Genomic DNA, 23,731 nt, shown 5'->3' with positions numbered 1-23,731 from the left:
TGTTGCAGGAAAGCCACTTTCCCGCCACCTGGTGGCGGGAAAGTGGCTTTCCTGAACCTCGGGGGCCGGAGGGCAGGCGTCAGGCCGCCGCCGTCTCCTTCGCCCGCTCCCGCAGGCTCGCCGGCACCGCGAACCGCTCGCCGTACTTCTGCGCGAACTCGTCGGCCCGGGCCACGAAGCCGGCCGGGCCACCGGGGTAGCCCTCGATGTACTGCACCACGCCGCCGGTCCAGGCCGGGTAGCCGATGCCGAAGATCGAGCCGATGTTGGCGTCGGGAACCGAGGTGAGCACGCCCTCGTCGAAGCACTTGACGGTCTCGAGCGCCTCGATGACCAGCATGCGCTCGGACAGCTCGTGCAGGTCGACGTCATGGTTGGTGGCGCCGAGCTCCTCGCGCAGTCCCTTCCACAGCCCGGTGCGCTTGCCGTCGGCGTACTCGTAGAAGCCCGCGCCGCCCGACTTGCCGGTGCGGCCGGCCTCGACGAGCCGGTCGATGACGCCCTCCGACGGGTGCGGCGTCCACGTGCCGCCCGCCGCCTCGACGGCCGCCCGCGTCTCCTTGCGGATCTTCTGCGGCAGCGTGAGCGTGAGCTCGTCCATCAGCTGCAGCACCGGGGCCGGGTAGCCGGCCTGCGACGACGCCTGCTCGATCGTCTGCGGGTCGATGCCCTCGGCCAGCATCGCGACGCCCTCGTTGATGAAGGTGCCGATGACGCGGCTGGTGAAGAACCCGCGGCTGTCGTTGACGACGATCGGGGTCTTCTTGATCCCCAGCGTCAGGTCGAACGCCTTGGCCAGCGCCGCGTCGGACGTGCGCTCGCCGCGGATGATCTCCACGAGCGGCATCTTGTCGACGGGCGAGAAGAAGTGCAGGCCGATGAAGTCGCCCTCGCGGTCGAGGCCGGCGGCGAGCTCGGTGATCGGCAGCGTCGAGGTGTTGGAGCACAGCAGGGCGTCGGGCTCGACGACCTTCATCGCCTCGCGGAACACCTCCTGCTTGAGCGCCACCGACTCGAACACGGCCTCGATGACGACGTCGCAGCCGGCGAGGTCGCCGTAGTCGGAGGTCGGGGTGATGCGCTCGAGCAGCGCCTCGCCCTTCTCCAGCGTGGTCTTGCCCCGCTTCACGCCCTTGGCGACGAGACCCTCGGAGTAGGCCTTGCCCTTCTCGGCGGAGGCGAGCTCGACGTCCTTGAGCACGACCTCCCACCCGGCGAGCGCGCAGACGTAGGCGATGCCCGCGCCCATCATCCCGGCGCCCAGCACGGCGACCTTGCGCGGCTGCCACTTCTCGAAGCCGTCGGGCCGCGAGCGGCCGCCGTTGATCGCCTGCAGGTCGTAGAAGAACGCCTTGGTCATGTTCGTGCTGACCTGGCCGGTGACGAGCTCGGTGAAGTAGCGCGCCTCGATGCGGAACGCGGTCTCGATGTCGACCTGCGTGCCCTCGACGGCCGCCGCGAGGATGTTGCGCGGCGCCGGCATCGGCGCGCCCTTGAGCTGCTTGCGCAGGTTGGCCGGGAACGCGGGCAGGAACGCCGCGAGCTTCGGCGACGACGGCGTGCCGCCGGGGATCTTGTACCCGGGCCTGTCCCACGGCTGCGCGGCCTCGGGGTGGGCCGCGATCCAGGCGCGGGCCTTGTCGAGCATCTCCTCGGGCGTGGCCGCGAGCTCGTCGACGATGCCGGTCTCCAGCGCCTGCGCGGGCTTCATCCGCTGGCCCTGGGCGAGCACCTTCATGAAGCCGTCGGCGATGCCGAGCATGCGCGTGATGCGCACGACGCCGCCGCCGCCGGGCAGCAGCCCCAGCGTCACCTCGGGCAGGCCGTAGAGCACGCCCCGCGCGTCGAGGCCGATGCGGTGGTGGCAGGCCAGGCCGATCTCCAGGCCGCCGCCGAGCGCGGTGCCGTTCATGGCGGCGACGACCGGCTTGCCCAGCGTCTCCAGTCGGCGCAGCACGGTCTTGATGGCCATGGACTGCTCGTAGAAGCGGGGGGCGTCGGCCGGGGTGGCCGTCGACAGCGAGTCGAGGTCGCCGCCCGCGAAGAACGTCTTCTTCGCCGAGGTGAGGATGACGCCGGTGATGGCCTCCCGGTCCGCGACGAGCGCGCTGACGCACTCGTCGAAGGCCGCGCCGAAGCGCTCGTTCATCGTGTTGGCGCTGCGGCCCGGGTCGTCCAGGGTGACGACGACGATCCCGTCCTCGCCCTTCTCCCAGCGCACAGCCTTCTGGTCGGTCATCAGATCCGCTCCACGATCGTCGCAATGCCCATGCCGCCGCCGACGCAGAGCGTGGCGAGGCCGTACCGCAGCTCGCGCCGCTCCAGCTCGTCGATCAGCGTGCCCAGGATCATCGCGCCGGTGGCCCCGAGCGGGTGCCCCATCGCGATGGCGCCGCCGTTGACGTTGGTCTTCTCGTGGCTGATCCCCATGTCGCGCATGAAGCGCATGGCGACGGCGGCGAACGCCTCGTTGATCTCGAAGAGGTCGATGTCGTCGACCGTCAGACCGGCCTTGGCCAGCGCCTTGCGCGAGGCGGGCGCGGGGCCGGTGAGCATGATGGTCGGGTCGGCGCCGGACAGCGCGGTGGCGACGATCCGCGCGCGGGGGCGCAGGTTCGCAGCCTTCCCCGCGGCCTCGGTGCCGATCAGGCAGAGCGCGGCGCCGTCGACGATGCCGGAGCTGTTCCCGGCGTGGTGCACGTGGTCGATCCTCTCGACCCAGTGGTACTCCTGCAGCGCGACGGCGTCGAAGCCACCGGCCTCACCCATCATCGCGAAGGAGGGCTTGAGCCCGGCGAGGGAGTCGAGCGTGGCGCCGGCGCGGATGAACTCGTCGTGGTCGAGGACCGTCAGGCCGTTGCGGTCCTTGACCGGCACGACGGACCTGGCGAAGTAGCCGTTGGCCCAGGCTTTGGCCGCGCGCGCCTGCGACTCGACGGCGAAGGTGTCGACGTCCTCGCGGGTCCAGCCCTCGAGCGTGGCGATGAGGTCGGCGCCGATGCCCTGCGGCACGAAACCGGTCTGGTAGCTGGTGTCGGGGTCCATGGCCCAGGCGCCGCCGTCGGAGCCCATCGGCACGCGGGACATCGCCTCGACGCCACCGGCGAGCACGAGCTCCTCCATGCCGGAGCGCACCTTCTGGGTGGCGACGTTGACGGCCTCCAGGCCGGAGGCGCAGAACCGGTTGAGCTGCACGCCCGCGACGGTGTGCGGCAGGCCCGCGGCGATCGCGGCGGTCTTGGCGATGTCACCGCCCTGGTCGCCGATCGGCGAGACCACGCCGAGCACGACGTCGTCGATGGTGTTCGTGTCGAGCTCGGGGAAGCGGGCGCGCATCTCGTCGATCAGCCCGGTGACGAGCGAGACCGGCTTGACCTCGTGCAACGAGCCCGAGGCCTTGCCTCGGCCGCGCGGTGTGCGGATGGCGTCGTAGACGAACGCCTCGGGAATCTCAGCCATGCACCTTTGTTACAGCAGCACTGTCACATAGGTCAAGGTGAGGCGTACGGTGCCACCCATGACGGGGCAGCTCACCATCGACCAGCTCGCGGAACGCACCGGGGTCACCGTCCGCACCATCCGCTTCTGGGCCGGCCGCGGCCTCCTCCCGCCGCCCGTCCTGCGCGGGCGCACCGGCCTCTACGGCCCCGAGCACGTCGCCCGGCTGGAGCTGGTCAGCGAGCTGTCGGCGCTGGGCTTCTCGCTGTCGGCGATCGAGGGCCACCTGGGCCGGCTGCCCGAGTCGGCGGGCGCCACCGAGCTCGCGCTGCAGCGGGCGCTGCTCACCCCGTGGGTGCCCGAGCAGCTCGAGGAGGTCGACCGCGCCGAGCTCGAGCGCCGCGCCGGCCGGGCCCTCGCCGACACCGACCTCGCCCTCCTCGCCGACCTCGGCGTCGTCGACGTCCTCGACGGCGGCCGCGTCCGGCTGCACGGCTCCGGCACCCTCGGCGAGGGCCTCGCCGTGATCGACTCGGGGCTGCCCGTCGACGTCTGGCGCCGCGCCCACGAGCTCATCGAGCAGCACACCACCGCGCTCGCCGAGGACCTCATGAAGGTGTTCCAGGACGAGGTCCTCCAGCCCTACCGCGACCGCGGCCGCCCGGCCGACGAGCGCACCCGCCTCGCCCAGGCCTTCTCCCAGCTCAAGCCGATCACCGTGCGCGGCGTCGTCACGGCGTTCGGGCGGGCGGTGAACCGGACCATCCGCGAGCGGATCGGATAGGTTCGCCCCATGCGGGTCCTACGCGCCGCCGGTCACTTCGCGGTCCCCGAGGGCGAGCCCAACCAGTACCGCGAGCACCTGCGGGCGCGTGACCTGTCGGTCGGCACCTACTGCATCCCCGTCGGGGGCAAGGACGGCCAGCACCCGCACGGCGAGGACGAGGTCTACGTCGTCGTGCGGGGGAAGGCACGGCTGGTCTCCGACACCGTCGACGTGGAGATCGGCCCCGGCAGCGTGGTCTACGTGCCGGCGTCGGAGGAGCACCAGTTCGTCGAGGTGAGCGAGGACCTGTCGATCGTCGTCGTGTTCGGCCCGGCCGAGCGGTCGCGCGGATGACCTTCACCCACCCGCACCGGGTCCGCTACCTCGAGGTCGACGGCCAGGGCGTCGTCTTCAACTCGTGGTACCTCGCCTGGTTCGACGACGCCATGACCGCTTTCCTCGCCGACCGCGGCCTGCCCTACGCCGACATGCTCGCCTCGGGCCACGACGTGCAGCTCGTGCGTTCGGAGATCGACTGGCGCACCGGCGTGGGATTCCAGGACGAGGTCGACATCGCCGTCGCCACCGCCCGCACCGGCACCACCTCCTTCGCGCTCGACTTCGAGGTGCGCCGCGGCGGGGAGGTCACGTGCGCAGGCCGCACGGTGTACGTCGTGGTGGCCACCGACGGCTCCGGGAAGCGCCCGATCCCACCGCTGATCGCCGACGCCCTCGGCGAGCCGGCCCCGCTGCTCGCCCCCTGACCGGTCGCGTCCGCTCTGTGGGACGCGTCTCATTCCGGGACACGCAACCGGTGCACCCTGTGTGCACACTGCGGTCTGTCCGCGCCGCTGCCGACTACGGAGGTCCCGATGTTCGCCGTCCCCGACGGTCCGCTGACCCGCGAGGTCTGGATGCGCTACGCACTGGTGCGGATCCAGGAGCTCGTCGACAAGCCCCGTGCGGAGATGACCGACACGGAGCTGAGCATCTACACCTTCGCCACCGCGGCCCTGTCCGGCGGCGAGCCGATCATCCCGCTCGGGGCGCCGGGGCTGCGCGCGGTCGACTCCGACCGCGCCCGGCTGTGCCGCGTGTGCGGTGCCGAGTGGCCCCTGCGGGGCGCGGCCCAGCACGTGGCCGGCTGCCCGATCCGCACCGCCACCGCCTGAGCGGGGGCGCCCGCCCGGGCGTCCACCACCGCCCGGGCCCGCGGGTCAGCGGGCGGGCAGCACCCGCCCGCGCACCTCGCCCAGCTCCACGCGCCCGCCGCCGACCGCGGGCGCCGTCGCGGCGATGACGACCTCGTCGCCGTCCTCGAGGTAGGTCCGGCTGCCGCCACCGCCGACCGCCACCGGCTCCGTGCCGCCCCAGCTCAGCTCCAGCAGGCAGCCGCGCTGGTCGCGCCGGGCGCCGGAGATCGTGCCGGAGCCGAGCAGGTCGCCCGCGCGCAGCGGCGTGCCGTTCGTCGTCAGGTGCGTGACGAGCTGGGCGACGGTCCAGTGCAGGTCCACCGCGGGCGGCCGGGACACGGTCGTGCCGTTGACGACCAGCTCGCAGGCGACGTCGAGCCCGCGGTCGGTGGAGCCCCGCAGGTACGACGCCGGCGCGGGGTCGCGCGGGGGCGGGTCGGTCCACGCGGCGGCGAGCTCGTCGAGCGGCGTGACCCACCCCGAGATCGACGTGGCGAACGACTTGCCCAGCAGCGGCCCGAGCGGGCGCGATTCGAAGGCCTGCACGTCGCGCGCCGACCAGTCGTTGAGCAGCACCACCCCGAAGACGTGGTCGAGCGCGGCCTCCATCGCCACCGGACCGTCGGAGGCGCCGAGGACGAACCCCAGCTCGACCTCGACGTCGAGCTGCCGGGTCGGCGCGAGCTCGCCCGCGGCGACCTGCCCGCGCGGGCGCTCCACCGGCGTCCCCGTGACGCGCACCGTGCCCGCGCGGCCGTGGTAGCCGACCGGCAGGTGCTTCCAGTTCGGCGGCAGCGCGGCGCCGCTGGGCCGGGCGATCGTGGCGGCGTTGAGGGCGTGCCGCTCGCAGGCGAAGAAGTCGACGTAGTCGGCGACGGTGAACGGCAGCCGCAGCTCCAGCCCGGCCGGTGGCAGCACGTACGGCGCGTGCTCCTCCCGCAGCCGCGACGCGAGCCAGCCGTGCACCTCCCGCCAGGCCGGACGGCCCGCGGCGAGCAGCGGGTCGAGCGTCGTGGCGGCGAGCAGCTCCGGGTGCGGGCCGCCCTCGACGTCGGCCAGCGACCCGACGTCGACGACGCCGTCGGACGACCGCGCCACCACCCGTCCGGGCCCCGGACGGCCCGCTCCACCCACGACCCCCAGCGCCAGGCTCCGCATGCCCGGCACCGTAGCGGCTGATCAGCCCAGCTCGTAGGTGAAGGCGTAGCTGTGCTCCCCCTCGGGCGAGCGGTCGATCGTCAGCCGCCCGGTGAGGCCGCGCAGCTCGCCGGTGGCCGAGTCGGGCACGACGTCGACGGTCATGTCGCCGCCGCTCGCGCTCCCGACGTACGCCGCCGACGGGTCGGCGATCGCCTGCAGCAGCTGCGCGGCCCCGGCCTGGCGCGAGCGGCACTCCCGCCCCACCTGGTCGGGTGGGAGTGCCGTTCGCGCGGGTCACTTCCGGGTGACCGACTCCAGGTACCGCTGCGTCCAGCCGTCGGAGCCGCGGCGGATCCACAGGTCGATCGTGGCCGCGGCCTCCGCGCCGGCGCCGTCCATGCGGGCGAGGGCATCGCGGCGGAGCTGGGCCTTGGTGAACGCGAACGTGTCGGCGGGGATCCGCGTCGCCATCGACAGCGCGCGCTCGACCGCGGCGGGCAGCAGGTCGTCGGCGGGCAGCACCTCGTCGACCAGGCCCGTGGTCCGCGCGTCGCCGGGCAGGTGCGTGGCCGCGCCGGTGATCAGCGCGCGGGCCATCTGGTCGCCGACCGCGTAGCGGACGACCTCCACCGCCACCCGCGGCAGCGGGACGCCCACCACGAGCTCGGGCAGCCCGATCCGGGCGCTCCCGTCGGCCATCAGCACGACGTCGGCGGCCGCGGCGAGCACCGCGCCCCCGGCGATCGCGTGCCCGTTGACCGCCGCCACCACCGGCTTGCCCAGCTCGAACACGCTGCGGAACAGCCCGTCGAGCGCGGGCACGAACCGCCGCGCGTAGGGCTCGCCGTCGGTGACGAGCCGCCGCAGGTCCGCACCGGCGGAGAAGGCCCGGCCCGCACCCGTGAGGACGACGGCCCGCGCCGGGTCCGTCGCCAGTTCCCGGAACCGGTCGGCGACCGCGTCGCAGAGCTCGGGGTCCAGGGCGTTGACCGGGCCGTGGGCCAGGCGGAGCACCGCGACATCGCCGTCGCGCTCGAGTTCGATCACGAACCGGGACGGTACCGGCCGGGGACACGTGGCAGGCTCCGCATGAGCCGTCCGTCACCGATCGCTGGAGGGAACACCATGCCACAGAGCGTCCGCGGGGTCGTCGCCCACAAGAAGGGCGAGCCCGTCTCGGTCGAGACGATCATCGTCCCCGACCCCGGACCCGGTGAGGCCGTGGTCCAGGTCCAGGCGTGCGGGGTGTGCCACACCGACCTGCACTACCGCGAGGGCGGCATCAACGACGAGTTCCCGTTCCTGCTCGGCCACGAGGCCGCCGGGATCGTCGAGGCAGTCGGCGAGGGCGTCACCGACGTCGCCCCCGGCGACTTCGTCATCCTCAACTGGCGCGCCGTCGACGGCACCTGCCGGGCGTGTCGCCGCGGTGAGCCCTGGTACTGCTTCTCCACCCACAACGCCGCCCAGAAGATGACGCTGGAGTCGGGCCAGGAGCTCTCCCCCGCCCTCGGGATCGGCGCCTTCGTCGAGAAGACCCTCGTCCACGCCGGCCAGTGCACCAAGGTCGACCCGGCGGTCAGGCCCGAGGTCGCGGGCCTGCTCGGCTGCGGGGTCATGGCCGGCATCGGCGCGGCCATCAACACCGGCGGCGTCGGGCGCGGCGACTCCATCGCCGTCATCGGCTGCGGCGGCGTCGGCGACGCCGCCATCGCGGGTGCGTTCCTGGCCGGCGCGACCACGATCATCGCGGTCGACATGGACGACCGGAAGCTGGAGTGGGCCAAGGGGTTCGGCGCCACGCACACGATCAACGCCAAGGAGCGCGACGTCGTCGAGGCCGTCCAGGAGCTCACCGACGGCAACGGCGCCAACGTCGTCATCGACGCCGTGGGCCGTCCCGAGACCTTCAAGCAGGCCTTCTACGCCCGCGACCTCGCCGGCACCGCCGTCCTGGTCGGCGTCCCCACCCCGGACATGATGATCGACCTCCCCCTGATCGACGTCTTCGGCCGCGGCGGCTCCACCAAGTCCTCCTGGTACGGCGACTGCCTGCCCAGCCGCGACTTCCCCATGCTCGTCGACCTGCACCTGCAGGGCCGCCTGCCCCTGGAGAAGTTCGTGACCGAGACCATCGCGCTCGACGGCGTCGAGGCCGCCTTCGAGAAGATGCACAAGGGCGAGGTCCTCCGCTCGGTGGTGCTGTTCTGATGGCCGGCGGGATCGACCACCTCGTCACCTCCGGCACGTTCTCCCTCGACGGCGGCACCTGGGACGTCGACAACAACGTCTGGATCGTCGGCGACGAGAACGAGGTCGTCGTCATCGACGCCGCCCACGACGCCGACGCCATCGCCGCCGCGGTGAACGGCCGCACGGTGAAGGCCGTCGTGTGCACCCACGCCCACGACGACCACGTCAACCAGGCCCCGGTCCTGGCCGACCGCTTCTCCGCGCCGATCCTGCTCAACCCGAACGAGTCGGTGCTGTGGGACATGACCTGGCCCGACCGCAGGCCCGACGGGGAGCTCCACGACGGGCAGGTCCTCACCGTCGGCGGCATCGAGCTGCGCGTGCTGCAGACCCCCGGCCACTCCCCCGGCTCCTCCTGCCTCTACTCGGCGGAGCTGGGCACGGTGTTCTCCGGCGACACCCTGTTCCAGGGCGGCCCCGGCGCCACCGGCCGGTCGTACTCCAGCTTCGACACGATCATCGAGTCGATCCGCACCACCCTGCTGACGCTGCCCGGGGCCACCACCGTCCGCACCGGCCACGGCGATTCCACCAGCATCGGCGACGAGCTCCCGCACCTGGAGGAGTGGATCGCGAAGGGCAGCTGACCGGTAGCACATCAGTGCTATTCTCGGCCGCATGAAGGAAGCGGCCGAGACCATCGGCGTCCGCGAGCTGCGCCAGAACGCGTCGCGGTACCTGGCGAAGGTGAAGCAGGGCCAGCGGATCGCCGTCACCGACCGCGGGGAACTGGTGGCGTACCTGGAGCCGGTCGACGAGCCGCGCACGACGTACCAGCAGATGGTCGCGGCGGGCAAGGTGCGGCTTGCGACCGGGAGCATCCACGACCTGTTGCGCGAGATCGGGCCTCCGCCGCCCGCCGAACCGGACGAGAGCTCGCCGTTCGAGGAGCTCATGCGGATGCGCGACGAGGAACGGTATTGATCTACATCGACACGTCCGCGCTGCTGCGCCTGGTCTTCCCGGACGACACCACGGCGGCGGTCGAGCGCCTCGTGGACGATCCGGACGTCGACCTGGTCTCCAGCACACTGATCCGTGTCGAGGCCCGTCGGGGCACTCTGCGGCGAGCACCTCGCAGGCTGCCCCGGGTCGATCTCCTGCTCGACCGCGTCGAGGTCGTCGGCATCGACGACGCCGTGATCGAGTCCGCCGGGCGGTTGCCCGGTCCACTGCTCCGCTCGCTCGACGCCCTCCACCTCGCCACGGCCCTGCTGATCCGCGAGGACGTCGACGCCCTGCTCACCTACGACGAGCGGCTCGCCGACGCCGCCCGCGCGCACGGGCTGGCGGTCGCCGCACCGGCCTGATCAGCCGACGAGGGGGTGGATGGCCCAGAAGGCCAGCGCCGCCGACAGCCCGGCCATCGGGATCGTCAGCACCCAGGCCACCGCGATGTTGCCGGCCACGCCCCACCGCACGGCCGACAGGCGCTTGGTCGCGCCCACCCCCAGGATCGACGACGTGATCGTCTGCGTGGTCGAGATCGGGGCCGCGAACACGAACGCGGTCGTGTAGAGCACCGCCGACGCCGTGGCCTCGGCCGCGAAGCCGCGCGGCGGGTCGAGGTCGATGATCCGCCGGCCCAGCGTGCGCATGATCCGCCAGCCGCCCGCGTACGTGCCGGCCGAGAGCGCGCCCGCCGAGAGGACCACGACCCACCACGGGATGTCGAAGCCCTCGTGGTAGCCGCCGACGACCAGCGCCAGCACGATCACGCCCATCGTCTTCTGCGCGTCCTGCAGCCCGTGGCCCAGCGCCATCGCGGCGGCCGAGACGGTCTGGGCGTAGCGGAACCCGCGCGTCAGCTTGCGGGGACGCCCGTTGCGGAAGATCCACAGCAGCGCGAGCATCACGAGCCCGGCCAGCACGAACCCGACCAGCGGCGAGAGCACCATCGGGATGACGACCTTCTGCACGACGCCGTTCCACTGCACCGTGCCCGCGGCGGCCAGCGCGGCGCCGACGAGGCCGCCGATGAGCGCGTGCGACGACGACGAGGGCAGCCCGAACCACCACGTCACCAGGTTCCAGATGATCGCGCCGATCAGCGCCGCCAGCACGACGACGAGCCCCGAGATGCCCTGCGGCGCCTCGATGATGCCGCTGCCGACCGTGGAGGCGACCTCGGTGCCGAGGAACGCCCCGACCATGTTCATGACGGCCGCCATGATCAGCGCGGTGCGCGGGGCCAGCGCCCGCGTGGAGACCGAGGTGGCGATGGCGTTCGCCGCGTCGTGGAAGCCGTTCGTGTAGTCGAAGCCGAGCGCGACGACGATCACCACGATGACCGCGGCGAGCTCCACTCAGGCCTCCTTGACGGCGATGCTCTCGACGGTGTTGGCCACCGTCTCGAAGGCGTCGGCCGCCTCCTCGAGCGTCTCCACGATCTCCTTGACCTTGAGGACGGTCAGGACGTCGGCGGGCGGGTCGCCGTCCGGCGGGGCGAGCAGGTCGCCGAGCAGCCGCCGGTAGACCGCGTCGGCCTCGTCCTCCAGGGAGTTGACGTGGATCCAGTACTCCTGGAGCTCGGCCATCTTCTCCAGCCGAGGCATCGCCTCCGACGTGGCGGCGGCGGCACGGCGCAGCACCTCGACCTGCTCGGAGATGCCGCCCGGCAGCACGCCCAGCCGGTAGAGCACGATCCGGTCGGCCGCCTCCTCCATGTAGTCGAGGACGTCGTCGAGGGAGGACGCGAGCCGGTAGATGTCCTCGCGGTCGAACGGCGTCACGAAGGTCGAGTTGAGCTTGACCATGATCTCGTGGGTGACGGAGTCGCCCGCGTTCTCGGTCTCCTTGACCCGCTGCGCGATCTCCGCCCGGCCGGACGGCTCGGCGGCCACCAGCTTCGCGAGGTCGTCCGCCGCGGAGGCGATGTTCTCCGCCGCGCGTGTGAAGAGCGGGTAGAAGCCGCGTTCATGGGGCGTCAGTCGGAAGGCCACCGGAACTTTGTACTCCGTTCATCTCGACCGACGGGACGCCGCACCCACCACGAGCAGCGCGATCGCCGAGAGGCCGAAGGCCGCGCGGAAGCCGAACGGGTCGGCCACCGCCCCCAGGCCGACCGCCCCGACCCCCGTCCCGGCGTCGTAGGCGATGTTCCACACGGCGCTCGCCGACCCGTAGCCCGCGGGCCCGCTCGCCGCGAACAGCGTCGTGAGCGAGTCGTTCTGCACCAGCCCGAACCCGACCCCGACCGCCGCCGCGCCGACGACGACGAGCGGCGCCGCGCCGCCCAGCGCCAGCACCTCCACCGCCATCCCGGCCGCGGCGAGCAGCACGCCCGGCAGCAGCAGCCCTCCGCCCAGGCCGTGCCGGTCGACGAGCCGCCCGGCGGCGGTGCGCCCGAGCAGCGCACCCGCCGCGGTGGTGAACAGCGCAGCGGCCACCACGCCGGCGGCCCCGGGGACAGCCAGCGGCAGGAACGTCACCAGCCCGCCCTGGGCCACCGAGCAGGACAGCATCGCCACGAGCGGGGCGACGGCGTGCCGGGTCCGCGGCGGCGCGGGCTCCCCGGCGACGGGGACGGCCGCGGGCGTCGGGCGCGGCACCCGCAGCGCCGGCAGGGCGAGCAGCCCGAGCAGCGGCGCCGCCCCGGCCGCGACGAACACGCCCGTGAACCCGGCGACGTCGACGACCGCGACCCCGGCCGGCAGCAGCACGAGCTGGGGCACGCCGACGGCGATGCCGTAGCGCGCGGCGGCCCGCCCGTGCTCCGACGGCGCCGCGAGCTCGGCCACCAGAGCACTGCCGACGACCGTGAGCAGCCCGAACCCGACGCCCCGCGCCGCCGACACCGCGACCACCGGGCCCAGCTCCGCCGACAGCGCGAGCAGCGGCGTGGGCCCCCCGAGCAGCACCAGCCCGGTGCCCAGCACGGTCCGGTACCCCAGCCGCGCCACCAGCCACGGCACGGCGAGCTGCGTGCCGATCGTGGTGAGCATCAGCGCGCCCGTGGTGCTGCCGGCGGCGAGCTCGCCGGCCCCCGAGACCCACAGCGGCACCACCGGGAGCAACAGCGCGTACCCGCCGAACCCGAGCACCGTGGCCAGGAGCATGAGCCGGAACGGCCACGACCGCATGCCCGCCACGGGCGTCAGGGGCGCCACACGCGCCGCTCGGTGACCACGGCGGTGACGAGGTCGGCCGGGGTCACGTCGAACGCCGGGTTCCACGCCGGGGCGTGCGTGGTGACCTCCTCGGGGGCGCGCTCCTCGATCTCGATGCGCGCGCCGTCGGGGGTGCCCGGGTCGACCGTGCTCTCCGGCGCGGCGACGAGGAACGGGATCCCGGCGCGGGCCGCGGCCAGCGCGAGCGGATAGGTGCCGATCTTGTTGGCGACGTCGCCGTTGGCGGCCACGCGATCGGCTCCCACGACCACCGCGTCGACGAGCCCCCGCGCTATCAGCGACGGCCCCGCCCCGTCGACGACGACGTGGTGCTCGATGCCCTCGGCGGCCAGTTCGAGCGCGGTGATCCGCGCCCCCTGCAGCAGCGGCCGCGTCTCGTCGGCGATGACGTGCTCCACGCGCCCGCGCTCGTGCAGCGACCGCACGACCCCCAGCGCGGTGCCCCACTCGACGCACGCGAGCGCGCCGGCGTTGCAGTGGGTGTGCAGGCGCAGCGGCCGGTCGCCGCAGAGCGCGGTGAGCAGGTCGGCCCCGCGGTCGCCGATGGCGTGGCAGGCGGCGATGTCCTCGTCGCGCAGGGCCAGTGCGGCGGCGAGCGCGGCCTCCGGCCCGCCGGACAGCGCCGCCCGGGCCCGCCCGACGCCCACGGCGAGGTTGACGGCCGTGGGGCGGGCGGCGGCGAGGCGGTCGCAGGCGGCGTCCAGGGCGGCGCCGCGCAGCGTCCGCGCGGCCAGCGCCACGCCGAGCGCCCCGGCGACGCCGAGCGCGGGCGCCCCGCGCACGACCAGCCGTCGGATCGCGTCGACCAGGGCGTCGACGTCGCCGATCGTGGTCGTCCGGACATCCGGGAGGGCGGTCTGGTCGACCAGCACGACGCCTCCCGCGCCCGTCGATCCGTCCCAGTCGATCGTCCGCGGCAGCACGCTCGGGAGCCTATGTCGCAAGTTGCGACGACTCATCCTGTTGGTTTCGGGTACTACTGTCGCTTAGCCTCCCTGCAACCGGCAGTTAGAGGAGTCTAATGATCGGCGATCGAGTTCCCGAGTGCTGCGCACTGCCGCACACCAGCGCGGTGGAGGACACGCTGCGCACCGTCTTCGTGCGCAGCGGCCGCGGCGAGCCCGTGAGCACGTCCGCGCTGGCCGACGAGCTGCGCGTGAGCGCCCCCACCGTCTCGATCATGCTCAAGCGGCTCACCGCGGCCGGGCTGCTGCGCCGCACCGACGGCCACCTCGCCGCGCTCACCGAGCACGGCGCCGCCCACGCCCGCGACGTCGTTCGCCGCCACCGGTTGCTGGAGGCGTTCCTCGCGCAGGAGCTGGGCGTGCCGTGGGACGAGGTGCACGCCGAGGCCGACGCCCTGGAGCACGCCGTGTCCGACCGGCTCGTCGACCGCATCGACGCCCACCTCGGCCACCCGGGGCGCGACCCGCACGGCGACCCGATCCCCCGCGCCGGCGACCGGCAGGAGGAGGAGTGGGGCCTGCGCCTCGACGCCGCCCCCGCCGGCTCCGCGTTCGACGTCGAGCGGGTCTACGACCGCGACAGCGCCGCCCTGCGTTACCTGTCGGGGCTGGGCATCCACCCGGGCGTCCGGCTCGACGTCACCGCGCGCCAGCCGTTCGGCGGTCCGCTGTGGGTGCGGGTCGGTGCCGCCGACCACGCGCTGGGCGAGCCGCTGACCCACCTCGTCCACGGGCGGGTGGTCGCGTGAAGCGCCCGTTCCCCCGGTCGGTGGTGGGGCTGCTGGTGGTGGCGCTGCTCGCCCTCACCGGCTGCACCTCCACGGCCGCGTCCGGCGACGAGCCGATCGGCGACCGCCCCGTCCGCGTCACCACCACGACCAACTTCATCACCGACACGGTCGAGCGGATCGGGGGCGACGCCGTCGAGGTCACGGGCCTGATGGGCCCCGGTGTCGACCCGCACCTCTACCGCGCGAGCGCCGGCGACGTCCGGACGCTGCGCGAGGCCGACGTCATCTTCTACGGCGGCCTGCAGCTGGAGGGCCGGATGGCCGAGCTGCTCGGCGAGCTCGCCGCGCGCCAGCCCACGCGCGCCGTCACCGACGGCATCCCGCGCACCGAGCTGCTGGCCCCCGCCCCGGGCGCCAACGAGGAGTACGACCCGCACGTCTGGTTCGACGTGAGCCTGTGGGAGCACGTCAGCCGGACGATCGCCGACACCCTCGCCGAGCGAGACCCGGCCCGCGCCGGCACCTACCGCGCCAACCTCGACGCCTACCTCGCCGAGCTCACCGAGCTCGACGCCTACGTGGCGGAGCGGATGGCCGCGATCCCGCCCGAGCGGCGCCTGCTGGTCACCTCGCACGACGCGTTCGAGTACTTCGGGCGCCGCTACGGCCTGGAGGTGGCCGGCATCCAGGGCATCTCCACCGCGGCCGAGGCCACCACCGCCGACGTCGAGCGGGTCGCCGAGCTGATCGCGGCCCGCGGGGTGCCCGCGGTGTTCGTCGAGTCCTCGGTGCCCCGCCAGACGATCGACGCCCTGATCGCCGCCGCCGCGCAGCGCGGCGCGGTCGTCACCGTCGGGGGCGAGCTGTTCACCGACGCCGCGGGTTCGCCCGGCACCCCCGAGGGCACCTACACCGGGATGCTCCGCGCCAACGCCGACCTGATCGCCGACGGATTGGGAAGCTGAGATGTTCATGACCGCACGCGCCACCACTCCCGCTCCGCCGGTCACCGGTCACGCGCTGGAGATCCGCTCGCTGACGGTGTCCTACCGCTCGGCCCCGGTGCTGTGGGAGGTCGACGCACACTTCCCGGCCGGGCGGCTCTGCGCGATCGTCGGCCCCAACGGCGCCGGCAAGTCGACGCTGCTCAAGGCCGCGCTCGGGCTCGTCCCCACCGACGCGGGCCGCGTGCTCATCGACGGGGTGGAGGGCGCGGCCGCACTCGACCGCGTCGCCTACGTGCCGCAGCGCGAGTCGGTCGACTGGGACTTCCCGATCACCGTCGGCGAGGTCGTCGCGATGGGCCGCTACCGGGCCACCGGCTGGTTCCGCCGCGTCGGGCGGGCCGACCGCGCCATCGCCGCGCAGTGCCTGGAGCGCGTCGGGATGGCCGCCTACGGGAAGCGCCAGATCGGGCAGCTCTCCGGCGGGCAGCGCCAGCGCGTCTTCCTGGCCCGCGCGCTGGCCCAGCAGGCCCCCGTCCTGGTCATGGACGAGCCGTTCGCCGGCATCGACGCCCGCACGCAGGCCGATCTGCTCGCCCTGCTCGGCGGCATCCGCGACGAGGGCGGCTCGGTGGTCGTCGTGCACCACGACATGGCGCAGGTGCGGGCCGCGTTCGACTGGACGCTGCTGCTCAACGTCCGCACGCTCGGCTGCGGCCCCACCGCCGAGGTGCTCACGGCCGACGCGGTGCGCAACGCGTACGGCGTGCCCGACGAGGCCGTGGCCTGGGCGGGCTGACGTGCTCGCGTCGGTCCTCCCCGGCCTGCCGTACACCGACGCCGTCGTCGTCGTCGGCGCGCTCGTCCTGGGCGTCACCAGCGGCGTGCTGGGCACGTTCGCGGTGCTGCGGCAGCGCAGCCTCGTCGGCGACGCCGTGGCGCACTCGACGCTGCCCGGCGTCTGCGTGGCGTTCCTCGTCGCCGGGGTGAAGGACGTGCCCGGGCTGCTCATCGGCGCCGCGGTGGCCGGGCTGGTCGCCGCGCTGCTCATGGTCGGCATCGAGCGCACCGGGCGGATCAAGCCCGACACCGCGATCGGCGTGGTCCTGTCGGGCTTCTTCTCCCTCGGCGTCGTGCTGCTCACCCACATCGCGAGCACCGCCGACGCCGACCAGGCCGGGCTGGAGAACTACCTGTTCGGCCAGGCCGCGGGCCTGCTGGAGACCGACGTGCTCGTGATGGCGGTGCTCGGCGGCGTCGCGCTGGCGGTGGTCGCGGTCCTGCGGCGTGCACTCACGACCACGCTGTTCGACCCCTCCTACGCCGGGTCGATCGGGCTGCCGGTGCGCGCGCTGGAGGTCCTGATGACGGGGCTGCTCGTCGTCGCCGTCGTCATCGGGGTGCGGGTCGTCGGCGCGATCCTCATGGTGGCGATGCTCGTGGTGCCCACCGTCGTCGCGCGCCAGCTCGCCGACCGCTTCACGCTCGTGCTGCCGCTGGCCGGTGCCGTCGGGGCCGTCGTCGGGATCACCGGGTCGCTGGTCGCCACGCGCGCCGCCCTGCCGACGGGGCCGGTGATCGTGCTCGTCGGGTTCGCGCTCGCCGTGCTCGCGGTGCTGCTGACCCCCGGGCGCGGGGTGCTGTGGCGGGCCTCGCGACTCGGCGCGCGGCGCCGCCGCGTGCGCCGCGAGCAGGTGCTCGCCCACCCCGACGCGCCGGTCCGCGGGCTCACCGACCGCGTCGCCCGGGCCGACCTGCGCCGCCGCGGCCTGCTCGACGACGCCGGCCTCACCCCCGCGGGCTCCGCTGCCGCGGCCGAGCTGGCCGACCGCCGCGCCCTCTGGTCGGCCTGGCTCGAGCACGGTGCCCTCGTCGACCTGCCCGACGCCCGCGAGCCCGACCCCACCGACCTGCGCGGCAGCCTCGGCGACGACGCCGTCGCGCAGCTGCGCCGCCTCAGCGCCGCCGGGAGGCCGTGATGACCGCCGACGACCTCGTCATCGTGGTGGTGGCCGGCCTGGTCGGCACCGCCTGCGGGCTGCTCGGCCCGTTCCTCGTGCTGCGCCGCATCGCCCTGCTCTCCGACGCCGTCAGCCACGCCGTGCTGCCCGGGATCGTCGCGGTGTGGCTGGTGTGGCAGACGCGCGCGCCGCTGCCGGTCGTCGTCGGGGCGGCGGCGTTCGCGGTGCTCTGCGTGCTCGGGATCGACGCGCTGCGCGCCAGCGGGCTGGTGGCGTCGGACGCCGCGATCGCGCTGGTGTTCCCCGCCCTGTTCTCGCTCGGCGTCCTGGGCGTCACGCGCTTCGCCGACGGCATCCACCTCGACCTCGACTCCACGATCTACGGTGAGATCGCGTTCGTCCCGTTCGACTCCGTCGACCTCGGGGGCGGCGTCGGCGTGGCCCGGGCCGCGGTGGTGCTGGGCGTGGTCGTCCTGCTCAACCTGGCGCTGATCACGCTGCTGTGGAAGGAGCTGAAGGCCACGACGTTCGACCCGGCCTTCGGCGCCACCGTGCGCCTGCGCCCACAGCTGCTCTCCCGGCTGCTGCTGGTGGCCGTCGCCGTCACCGCAGTGTCGGCGTTCGAGGCGGTCGGCGCGATCCTCGTCGTGACGATGCTGATCGTCCCGGCGGCCACGGCCTACCTGCTCACCGACCGGCTCGTCGTCATGGTGGCGTTGGCCGTCGGCGTCGGCTGGGTGGGGGCGATCGGCGGGCACACGCTCGCCGTGGCCTACGACAGCTCGATCGCCGGGGCGATGGGCCTGGTCTGCGCGGCCTGCTTCGTCGTCGCGCTGCTGGGCTCGCCGAAGCACGGCCTGCTCACCCGCCGCCTCCGCCGCACGGCCCCCGCCTGAGCCCTGGTTACCGTCGACCGGTGACCCGGCCCGACTCCGCCTTCCCCGCCGACCCCTACCCGGGCGCCGTGCCCGACTGCTCGTTCGTGCACGTCGACGGCACCGTGCACGAACTGCTGCCCGGGCCGTGGCGGGTCGGCGACGTCCCGATCGACGAGTGGCTCGCCGCCCGTGACGCCCCGCCGGCCGCCGCGCGCGTCCCGCTGCTGTCCTACGGCTCCAACCGCTGTCCGAGCAAGATCACCTGGCTGCGCGACGCGCTCGGGCTGGGCGCCGACCCGGTCGTCGTGCTGCGCGCCCGCACCACCGGCGTCGCCGCGGTGTGGGCCGCCGGGCACCGCGCCCGCGACGGGCAGCGGCCCGCCACCCTCGCCGCCGCGCCGGGCGTCGAGGAGGAGCACGCGGTCTGGCTCGCCACGCCCGCGCAGATCGCGGTGCTCGACCGCTGCGAGGGCCGCGACGAGCGCTTCCGCCTGGCCCGGCTGCGCACCGGCACGGTCCGCACCGAGGACGGTGCTCTCGTCACCGAGCCGTGGGTCTACGTCGGGCACTCCCCCGCCCGGGCCCCGCTGATCGTCGGGGGCCGGCCGGTGCGGTGCGCCGACGTGGCGCAGGCGCATGCGCGCGTCCTCCGGGGTGAGCCCGGCGACGACGGGCTCGACGCACCCACCGCCGTCGGCGCCCCGCACCCCGACGCGTGGCCGACCGCGCTGTTCGCCTACGGCCTGCTCCAGCCCGGCCAGGTGTCCTGGCACCACGTCGAGCCCCACGCCGCGGGGCCGCACCGGCCCGCGCGCGTGGCGGGCTCGCTGCTCGACACCGGGCACGGGTACCCGGCCTGGCTGCCCGGAGCGGCGGGCGCGGTGCCGGGCACCCTGATCGAGCTGGGCGACCCGGTCACCGCGTTCCCCGCCATGGACGCCTACGAGGGCCCCGACTACGTCCGCGTCCGCGCGGTCACCACCGACGGCACGACGTGCTGGGCCTACGCCTGGCGCTCGCCGTCCGAGGGCTTCACCGCGCTGCCGACGGGCTGGCCGCCTTCGACGTCGTGAAGCCCGCTCCGGGCAGCGGCATCCCCGCGCTCTCGCGCAGCGCGAGCACCGCGCCGAGCGAGATCACCGCGGCGACGGCCACGTACACGCCGGGGAAGGCGTTGTTGCCCGTCGAGGTGACGAGGAACGTGAGGATGGCCGGCGCCGTCCCGCCGAAGATCGACGTGGAGATGTTGTAGCCGATGGAGAACCCGCCGTAGCGGACGTCGGTGTCGAACAGCGCCGGCAGCGTCGCCGACATCGTGCCCAGCAGCAGCACCAGCAGCAGCCCCAGTACCAGCAGGCCGCCGACCGTGCCCAGCACGGTGCCCGTGTCGAGCATGAGGAACGCCGGGTAGGACAGCACGATGAACCCGATGCACGACGCCAGGATCAGCGGCTTGCGGCCGATCCGGTCCGACAGCGCGCCGACCGGGATGATCACGATCATGATCACCAGCATCATGCCCAGGATGTAGAGCAGGGCCGTGGTGGCCTCCAGTCCGGTGGTCGTCTGGAGGTAGTCGGGCATGTAGAACAGGATCGTGTAGACGGCGACGTTGTAGAACAGCACGAGGCCGATGCAGATGATCATCGGGCGCCAGTGCTTGGTGAGCACGTCGCGCAGCGGCGACTCCGAGAGCTGCGCCTTCTCCTCCAGCTCCCGGAACGCCGGGGTGTCCTCCAGCTTGCTGCGGAGGTAGAGGCCGACGAGCCCGAGCGGCCCGGCGATGAGGAACGGCACGCGCCAGCCCCACGAGGTCATGGCCTCGTCGGTGAGCCCGAACTCCAGCGCCGTCACCAGGCCGGCGGCGAGCACGAAGCCGCCGGTGGTGCCCAGCTCCAGGAACGAGCAGTAGAAGCCGCGGCGCTTGTCGGGCGCGTACTCGGCGATGAACGCCGCCGCGCCACCGTACTCGCCGCCCGTGGCGAAGCCCTGCACCATGCGCAGCAGGATCAGCAGCAGCGGGGCGAGGAACCCGACCGCGGCGTACGTGGGCAGCAGGCCGATGCAGAAGCTCGCGCCCGACATCACCACGATGGTCAGCGACAGGACCGCCTTGCGACCGATCCGGTCCCCGAGCGGCCCGAGGATGATCCCGCCGAACGGGCGCACCAGGTACGCCACGGCGAAGATCGCGAACGCGTAGCCGGGGCCCGCGTTCCCGGCGTCACCCCCCGGGATCAGGTTGAGCGTGATGTACAGGACGACGTAGCTGTAGATGCCGTAGTCGAACCACTCGACGAGGTTGCCCATCGCGGCGGCACCGACGGCCTTGCGCACGGTGCGTTCGTCCACCTTCGCAGGTGGAGACGCGTCCGATGTGGTCATGTGTAGTCCTCCCCCGCTCGGCGGACCACGCTAAGAGCGGTGGGTGCGGTGTGCAACCGCTGGCGGGAGCCCCCGGGCGCGCTACCCCTGACGCACCGAGACCGACGGCGCCATCCGGCCGCCCTCGATGCCGTAGAGGCGCGCGGCGTTGCCACCGAGGATCGCGCGGCGGGCGTCGGCGTCGAGGTCGCGGTAGCGCCCGCGCAGCTCGTCGGGGAAGCGGTAGGACGCGAACTGCGCCACCAGCCGGCCCGGGCGCACGAGCGGGTAGCCGCTGCCGAACAGCAGCCGCTCCGGCCCGTAGGCGATGAGCAGCTCGCCCAGCGCGCGGCCGAAGTCGGCGCGGGCGTCGGTGGCCGAGATCCACGGGAGGATGTCGGTGAGCACGACGTGCACGTTGGGGAGCCGGGCCAGCCGGCACAGCTGGTCGGCGGGCAGGCAGCCCGCGCCCAGCACGAACGACGTCCGGGGCAACGCGGTGGCCAGCTCCCGGAACTGGGCGACGTCGAACCCGGCGGACGCGACGCGCTGCACCGGGCGGGTCCGCACCGGCAGCGCCGACCCGGAGCGCACCGGCTCCGCCCAGCTGGGCAGCCGCGGGGGCGTGCCGCCCGGCCTGCGCTGCCCCGCCGCGGCGCGCCAGCGGCGCCAGGGGGCCGGACCGGCCGAGGGGGTGACCCCGAGGTGGACGACGCCCGCCCCGGACGCCGCGCAGCGCGCCAGCGCCCGGCGCAGCCAGGTCTCCCGCAGCTCCATGCGCCCGCCCGGGCGCCGCGACTCGCAGAACGTCAGGCCGCGCATGTCCCAGCGCCGGACCTTGGCCGCGATCCCCCGGGCACCGGGCTGGCCGGCGTCGGGGTCGAGCTCACCGCTCAGGACGAACTTCCCCGGCATCCGCGCGGCGAGCTCCGCGTGCCAGGCCACGGGCGAGAACCCGAGGACGAACAGCTCCCCCAGCACCACCGGCTGCAGGACGGCGCGATCGACGCACCCACCGCCGAACACGTCCCGGGAGAGGCCGTCCTCGGTGACGCGCTCGACCTCCGGCAGCGGCACCGCGGAGCCGTCCAGCTCGCGGTGCCGCCGCAGGAGGTCGGCGGCGAAGAGCTCACCCGCAGGCCCCGCCTGGTTGTGCGGACTCGCGTCCCAGGCGTGGACCTGCGCGTCGACCACGAGGTAGGTCTCGCCGTCGACGACGTACATCTACCCCACCTGCGGGCCGAGCCCGAGCGACTGCGGCGTGCTCGAGTCCGGCGACGGCTGCGGGATGCCGTCGTCGAGGGGGCCGTACTCGGTCATCAGCGCCTTGTTCCACGGCGTCTGCTCCTCGGCCACCAGCGAGTTCGTGGTCAGGATCAGGCCGGCGACGGAGGCGCCGTTCTGCAGGGCGGAGCGCACGACCCGCAGCGGGTCGATGATGCCCATCTCGATCATGTTGCCGAAGCGGCCCTCGAGGGCGTCGAAGCCCTCGTCGACCCCCAGCGCCGACACCTGCTTGACGGTGTCGTGCCCGTCGTAGCCGGCGTTGGTGGAGATGAGGTGCACCGGCTCGGTGAGCGCGGCGCGGACGATCTCGACGCCGATCCGGTAGTCGCCGGTGACGTCGAGCTTGTCGAGCGCGGGCTCGGAGTGCAGCAGCGCCGACCCGCCGCCCGCGACGATGCCCTCGGCCATGGCGGCGCGGGTGGCCTGCAGCGAGTCGTCGACGCGGTGCCGGATCTCCTTGAGCTCCGCGTTCGTCGGCGCGCCGACGGAGATGATCGCGGCCTTGCCCGACAGCCGGGCGATGCGGTCGTTGAGCCAGTCCTCGTCGGTGCCGATGCTGGCGCGGTTCATCTCGGCGCGCAGCTGCGAGAGCCGCCGGTCGACGGACTCCTTCGCGCCCTGGCCGCCGATGATCGCGGTGTGCTCGTTGGTGGCGCGGACCTGCGAGGCGCGGCCGAGGTGCTCGGCGGTCATCTGCTCGAGCGAGAACGACGACGCCTTGGAGTGCACCTTGCCGCCGCACAGCGCCGCGATGTCCTCCAGCATGTGCACGCGCTTCTCACCGAAGCCGGGCGCCTGGATCGCGGTGACCTTGAGGTGGCCGTTGACATGGTTGTGCACCAGCATCTGGAGCGCGCTGCCCTCGACCTTCTCGGCGATGATCACGAGGGGGCGGGGGTCGCGCATGATCTTCTCGAGCACCGGCATCAGCGACCGGACGTCGGTGATCTTCTCGGCGCTCATGAGGATGTAGGCGTCGTCGAGGATCGCCATCATCGAACCGGGGTCGGTCACGAGGTAGGGCGAGACGTAGCCGTTGTCGAACTCGAAGTCCTCGACGAAGTTGACCGAGAGGCCGAGCACGGGGCCGTCGTCGACGGAGATGACGCCGTCGTCGCCGACGGTGTGCAGCGTCTGCGCGACGATGCGGCCGATCGACTCGTCGTCGTTGGCCGAGATCGCGGCGACGCGGGAGAGGTGCTCCAGGCTGTCGACCTGATGGGCAACGGTGGAGAGGTGCTCGACGATCGCGCCGACCGCGATGTCGATGCCACGCTTGACCAGCACCGGGTTGCCGCCGGCCTGGATCGCCTTCATGCCCTCGCGGACGATCGCCTGCGCCATCACGGTGGCCGTGGTGGTGCCGTCACCGACGATGTCGTTCGTCTTGATGGCGGCTTCCTTGAGGATCTGCGCGCCCATGTTCTCGAACGGGTCCTTGAGGTAGATCTCCCGTGCGATCGTCACACCATCGTTCGTGACCTCCGGCGTACCGGTGATCTTCTCGAGGACGACGTTGCGGCCCTTCGGGCCCAGGGTGGACTTGACGGCCTCGGCGAGCTGGTCCACGCCCGCCTTGAGCAGATCGCGGGCTTCCTGTCCGAACTTGAGTTCCTTGGCCACGGGGCCCTCCTGAAGACGATTCTCGACAATGTGCGCGGGGTACTGCGAGCGAGAGGTA

General features: G+C 73.5%; 26 protein-coding genes. 14 read left to right on the top strand and 12 right to left on the bottom strand.

Annotated features, from left to right (window positions below):
* Window positions 1-79: 79 nt before the first annotated feature.
* Together I4I82_RS17635 and I4I82_RS17630 are read right to left on the bottom strand one after the other, a co-directional pair.
* Window positions 80-2,239, bottom strand: coding sequence for a 3-hydroxyacyl-CoA dehydrogenase NAD-binding domain-containing protein (locus I4I82_RS17635; RefSeq protein WP_218590967.1), 2,160 nt, complete (start codon window positions 2,237-2,239; stop codon window positions 80-82).
* Window positions 2,239-3,459 carry an acetyl-CoA C-acetyltransferase gene (locus I4I82_RS17630; protein ID WP_218590968.1) on the bottom strand — a complete coding sequence of 407 codons (1,221 nt, stop codon included), beginning with the start codon at window positions 3,457-3,459 and terminating at the stop codon, window positions 2,239-2,241. The genes I4I82_RS17635 and I4I82_RS17630 overlap by 1 nt, the downstream gene beginning before the upstream one ends.
* A gap of 58 nt (window positions 3,460-3,517) precedes the next feature.
* Here I4I82_RS17630 and I4I82_RS17625 point away from each other — a divergent pair, with 58 nt between their 5' ends.
* The 4 genes from I4I82_RS17625 to I4I82_RS17610 all read left to right on the top strand — a co-directional run bounded on the left by I4I82_RS17625 (window position 3,518) and on the right by I4I82_RS17610 (window position 5,376).
* Window positions 3,518-4,222: a MerR family transcriptional regulator gene (locus I4I82_RS17625; protein ID WP_218590969.1), complete on the top strand. Its 705-nt coding sequence runs from the start codon at window positions 3,518-3,520 to the stop codon at window positions 4,220-4,222.
* Between the two features lie 9 nt (window positions 4,223-4,231).
* A complete protein-coding gene (locus I4I82_RS17620; protein ID WP_218590970.1) occupies window positions 4,232-4,558 on the top strand; it encodes a cupin domain-containing protein in 327 nt (108 codons plus the stop codon).
* Window positions 4,555-4,968, top strand: coding sequence for an acyl-CoA thioesterase (locus I4I82_RS17615; protein WP_218590971.1), 414 nt, complete (start codon window positions 4,555-4,557; stop codon window positions 4,966-4,968). The genes I4I82_RS17620 and I4I82_RS17615 overlap by 4 nt, the downstream gene beginning before the upstream one ends.
* A 108-nt stretch (window positions 4,969-5,076) precedes the next feature.
* Complete coding sequence (locus I4I82_RS17610; protein WP_218590972.1) at window positions 5,077-5,376, top strand: hypothetical protein; 300 nt, start codon at window positions 5,077-5,079, stop codon at window positions 5,374-5,376.
* 45 nt (window positions 5,377-5,421) lie between these two features.
* Here the strand turns inward: I4I82_RS17610 and I4I82_RS17605 are convergent, their stop codons facing one another.
* The 3 genes from I4I82_RS17605 to I4I82_RS17595 are packed head-to-tail and all read right to left on the bottom strand — an operon-like array spanning window position 5,422 to window position 7,584.
* Window positions 5,422-6,555, bottom strand: a complete 1,134-nt coding sequence (locus I4I82_RS17605) for a fumarylacetoacetate hydrolase family protein (protein ID WP_218590973.1) — start codon at window positions 6,553-6,555, stop codon at window positions 5,422-5,424.
* A gap of 21 nt (window positions 6,556-6,576) precedes the next feature.
* Window positions 6,577-6,801, bottom strand: a complete 225-nt coding sequence (locus I4I82_RS17600) for a DUF3224 domain-containing protein (RefSeq protein ID WP_218590974.1) — start codon at window positions 6,799-6,801, stop codon at window positions 6,577-6,579.
* A 30-nt stretch (window positions 6,802-6,831) separates the two neighbouring features.
* The gene (locus I4I82_RS17595; protein ID WP_218590975.1) at window positions 6,832-7,584 is read right to left on the bottom strand and encodes an enoyl-CoA hydratase/isomerase family protein; all 753 of its coding nucleotides are present in this window, start codon (window positions 7,582-7,584) and stop codon (window positions 6,832-6,834) included.
* 78 nt (window positions 7,585-7,662) lie between these two features.
* Here I4I82_RS17595 and I4I82_RS17590 point away from each other — a divergent pair, with 78 nt between their 5' ends.
* From I4I82_RS17590 to I4I82_RS17575, 4 genes are read left to right on the top strand one after another with little or no spacing between them, the layout of a single operon-like run.
* Window positions 7,663-8,748 (top strand): S-(hydroxymethyl)mycothiol dehydrogenase, encoded by a 1,086-nt coding sequence (locus I4I82_RS17590; protein WP_218590976.1) that lies wholly within the window; start codon window positions 7,663-7,665, stop codon window positions 8,746-8,748.
* Window positions 8,748-9,377: an MBL fold metallo-hydrolase gene (locus tag I4I82_RS17585; RefSeq protein ID WP_218590977.1), complete on the top strand. Its 630-nt coding sequence runs from the start codon at window positions 8,748-8,750 to the stop codon at window positions 9,375-9,377. The genes I4I82_RS17590 and I4I82_RS17585 overlap by 1 nt, the downstream gene beginning before the upstream one ends.
* A 31-nt stretch (window positions 9,378-9,408) precedes the next feature.
* The gene (locus tag I4I82_RS17580; RefSeq protein ID WP_218590978.1) at window positions 9,409-9,714 is read left to right on the top strand and encodes a type II toxin-antitoxin system prevent-host-death family antitoxin; all 306 of its coding nucleotides are present in this window, start codon (window positions 9,409-9,411) and stop codon (window positions 9,712-9,714) included.
* Window positions 9,711-10,100 (top strand): type II toxin-antitoxin system VapC family toxin, encoded by a 390-nt coding sequence (locus tag I4I82_RS17575; protein WP_218590979.1) that lies wholly within the window; start codon window positions 9,711-9,713, stop codon window positions 10,098-10,100. Before I4I82_RS17580 ends, I4I82_RS17575 begins: the two co-directional genes overlap by 4 nt.
* Here the strand turns inward: I4I82_RS17575 and I4I82_RS17570 are convergent, their stop codons facing one another.
* Genes I4I82_RS17570 through mtnA form a run of 4 tightly spaced genes read right to left on the bottom strand, consistent with a single transcriptional unit; the run spans window position 10,101 to window position 13,879 of the window.
* Entirely contained in the window at window positions 10,101-11,096 is a 996-nt protein-coding gene (locus I4I82_RS17570; RefSeq protein ID WP_218590980.1) for an inorganic phosphate transporter, read from the bottom strand.
* Entirely contained in the window at window positions 11,097-11,732 is a 636-nt protein-coding gene (locus tag I4I82_RS17565) for a DUF47 domain-containing protein (RefSeq protein ID WP_226370118.1), read from the bottom strand.
* Between the two features lie 18 nt (window positions 11,733-11,750).
* A complete protein-coding gene (locus I4I82_RS17560) occupies window positions 11,751-12,899 on the bottom strand; it encodes an MFS transporter (RefSeq protein ID WP_226370117.1) in 1,149 nt (382 codons plus the stop codon).
* Complete coding sequence (mtnA, locus tag I4I82_RS17555; protein ID WP_218590709.1) at window positions 12,887-13,879, bottom strand: S-methyl-5-thioribose-1-phosphate isomerase; 993 nt, start codon at window positions 13,877-13,879, stop codon at window positions 12,887-12,889. Before mtnA ends, I4I82_RS17560 begins: the two co-directional genes overlap by 13 nt.
* A 62-nt stretch (window positions 13,880-13,941) precedes the next feature.
* On the opposite strand from mtnA, the gene I4I82_RS17550 reads away from it, so the two are divergent.
* Genes I4I82_RS17550 through I4I82_RS17525 form a run of 6 tightly spaced genes read left to right on the top strand, consistent with a single transcriptional unit; the run spans window position 13,942 to window position 19,472 of the window.
* Window positions 13,942-14,634, top strand: a complete 693-nt coding sequence (locus tag I4I82_RS17550) for a metal-dependent transcriptional regulator (RefSeq protein ID WP_218590710.1) — start codon at window positions 13,942-13,944, stop codon at window positions 14,632-14,634.
* Complete coding sequence (locus tag I4I82_RS17545) at window positions 14,631-15,581, top strand: metal ABC transporter solute-binding protein, Zn/Mn family (RefSeq protein WP_226370116.1); 951 nt, start codon at window positions 14,631-14,633, stop codon at window positions 15,579-15,581. The genes I4I82_RS17550 and I4I82_RS17545 overlap by 4 nt, the downstream gene beginning before the upstream one ends.
* A gap of 7 nt (window positions 15,582-15,588) precedes the next feature.
* Window positions 15,589-16,359, top strand: a complete 771-nt coding sequence (locus I4I82_RS17540; protein ID WP_218590711.1) for a metal ABC transporter ATP-binding protein — start codon at window positions 15,589-15,591, stop codon at window positions 16,357-16,359.
* A 1-nt stretch (window position 16,360) separates the two neighbouring features.
* Complete coding sequence (locus tag I4I82_RS17535; protein WP_218590712.1) at window positions 16,361-17,539, top strand: metal ABC transporter permease; 1,179 nt, start codon at window positions 16,361-16,363, stop codon at window positions 17,537-17,539.
* Complete coding sequence (locus I4I82_RS17530) at window positions 17,539-18,417, top strand: metal ABC transporter permease (RefSeq protein ID WP_218590713.1); 879 nt, start codon at window positions 17,539-17,541, stop codon at window positions 18,415-18,417. Before I4I82_RS17535 ends, I4I82_RS17530 begins: the two co-directional genes overlap by 1 nt.
* A 20-nt stretch (window positions 18,418-18,437) precedes the next feature.
* On the top strand, window positions 18,438-19,472 hold the full coding sequence (locus I4I82_RS17525; protein WP_218590714.1) for a gamma-glutamylcyclotransferase family protein: 1,035 nt from the start codon (window positions 18,438-18,440) through the stop codon (window positions 19,470-19,472).
* Here the strand turns inward: I4I82_RS17525 and I4I82_RS17520 are convergent.
* The 3 genes from I4I82_RS17520 to groL form a co-directional block, all read right to left on the bottom strand.
* Entirely contained in the window at window positions 19,432-20,784 is a 1,353-nt protein-coding gene (locus I4I82_RS17520) for an MFS transporter (protein WP_225920618.1), read from the bottom strand. The two genes, I4I82_RS17525 and I4I82_RS17520, sit on opposite strands and share 41 nt — an antisense overlap.
* 81 nt (window positions 20,785-20,865) lie before the next feature.
* On the bottom strand, window positions 20,866-21,987 hold the full coding sequence (locus I4I82_RS17515) for an amidohydrolase family protein (RefSeq protein WP_218590715.1): 1,122 nt from the start codon (window positions 21,985-21,987) through the stop codon (window positions 20,866-20,868).
* A complete protein-coding gene (groL, locus tag I4I82_RS17510) occupies window positions 21,988-23,673 on the bottom strand; it encodes a chaperonin GroEL (RefSeq protein WP_172155006.1) in 1,686 nt (561 codons plus the stop codon).
* Between the last annotated feature and the right edge of the window lie 58 nt (window positions 23,674-23,731).

Origin of the sequence: Pseudonocardia oceani (assembly GCF_019263585.2) — a bacterium.
GTDB classification, from domain to species: Bacteria; Actinomycetota; Actinomycetes; order Mycobacteriales; family Pseudonocardiaceae; genus Pseudonocardia; species Pseudonocardia oceani.
Note: the sequence above shows the minus strand (reverse complement) of the source record. Positions and strands in the feature narration are given on the sequence as shown.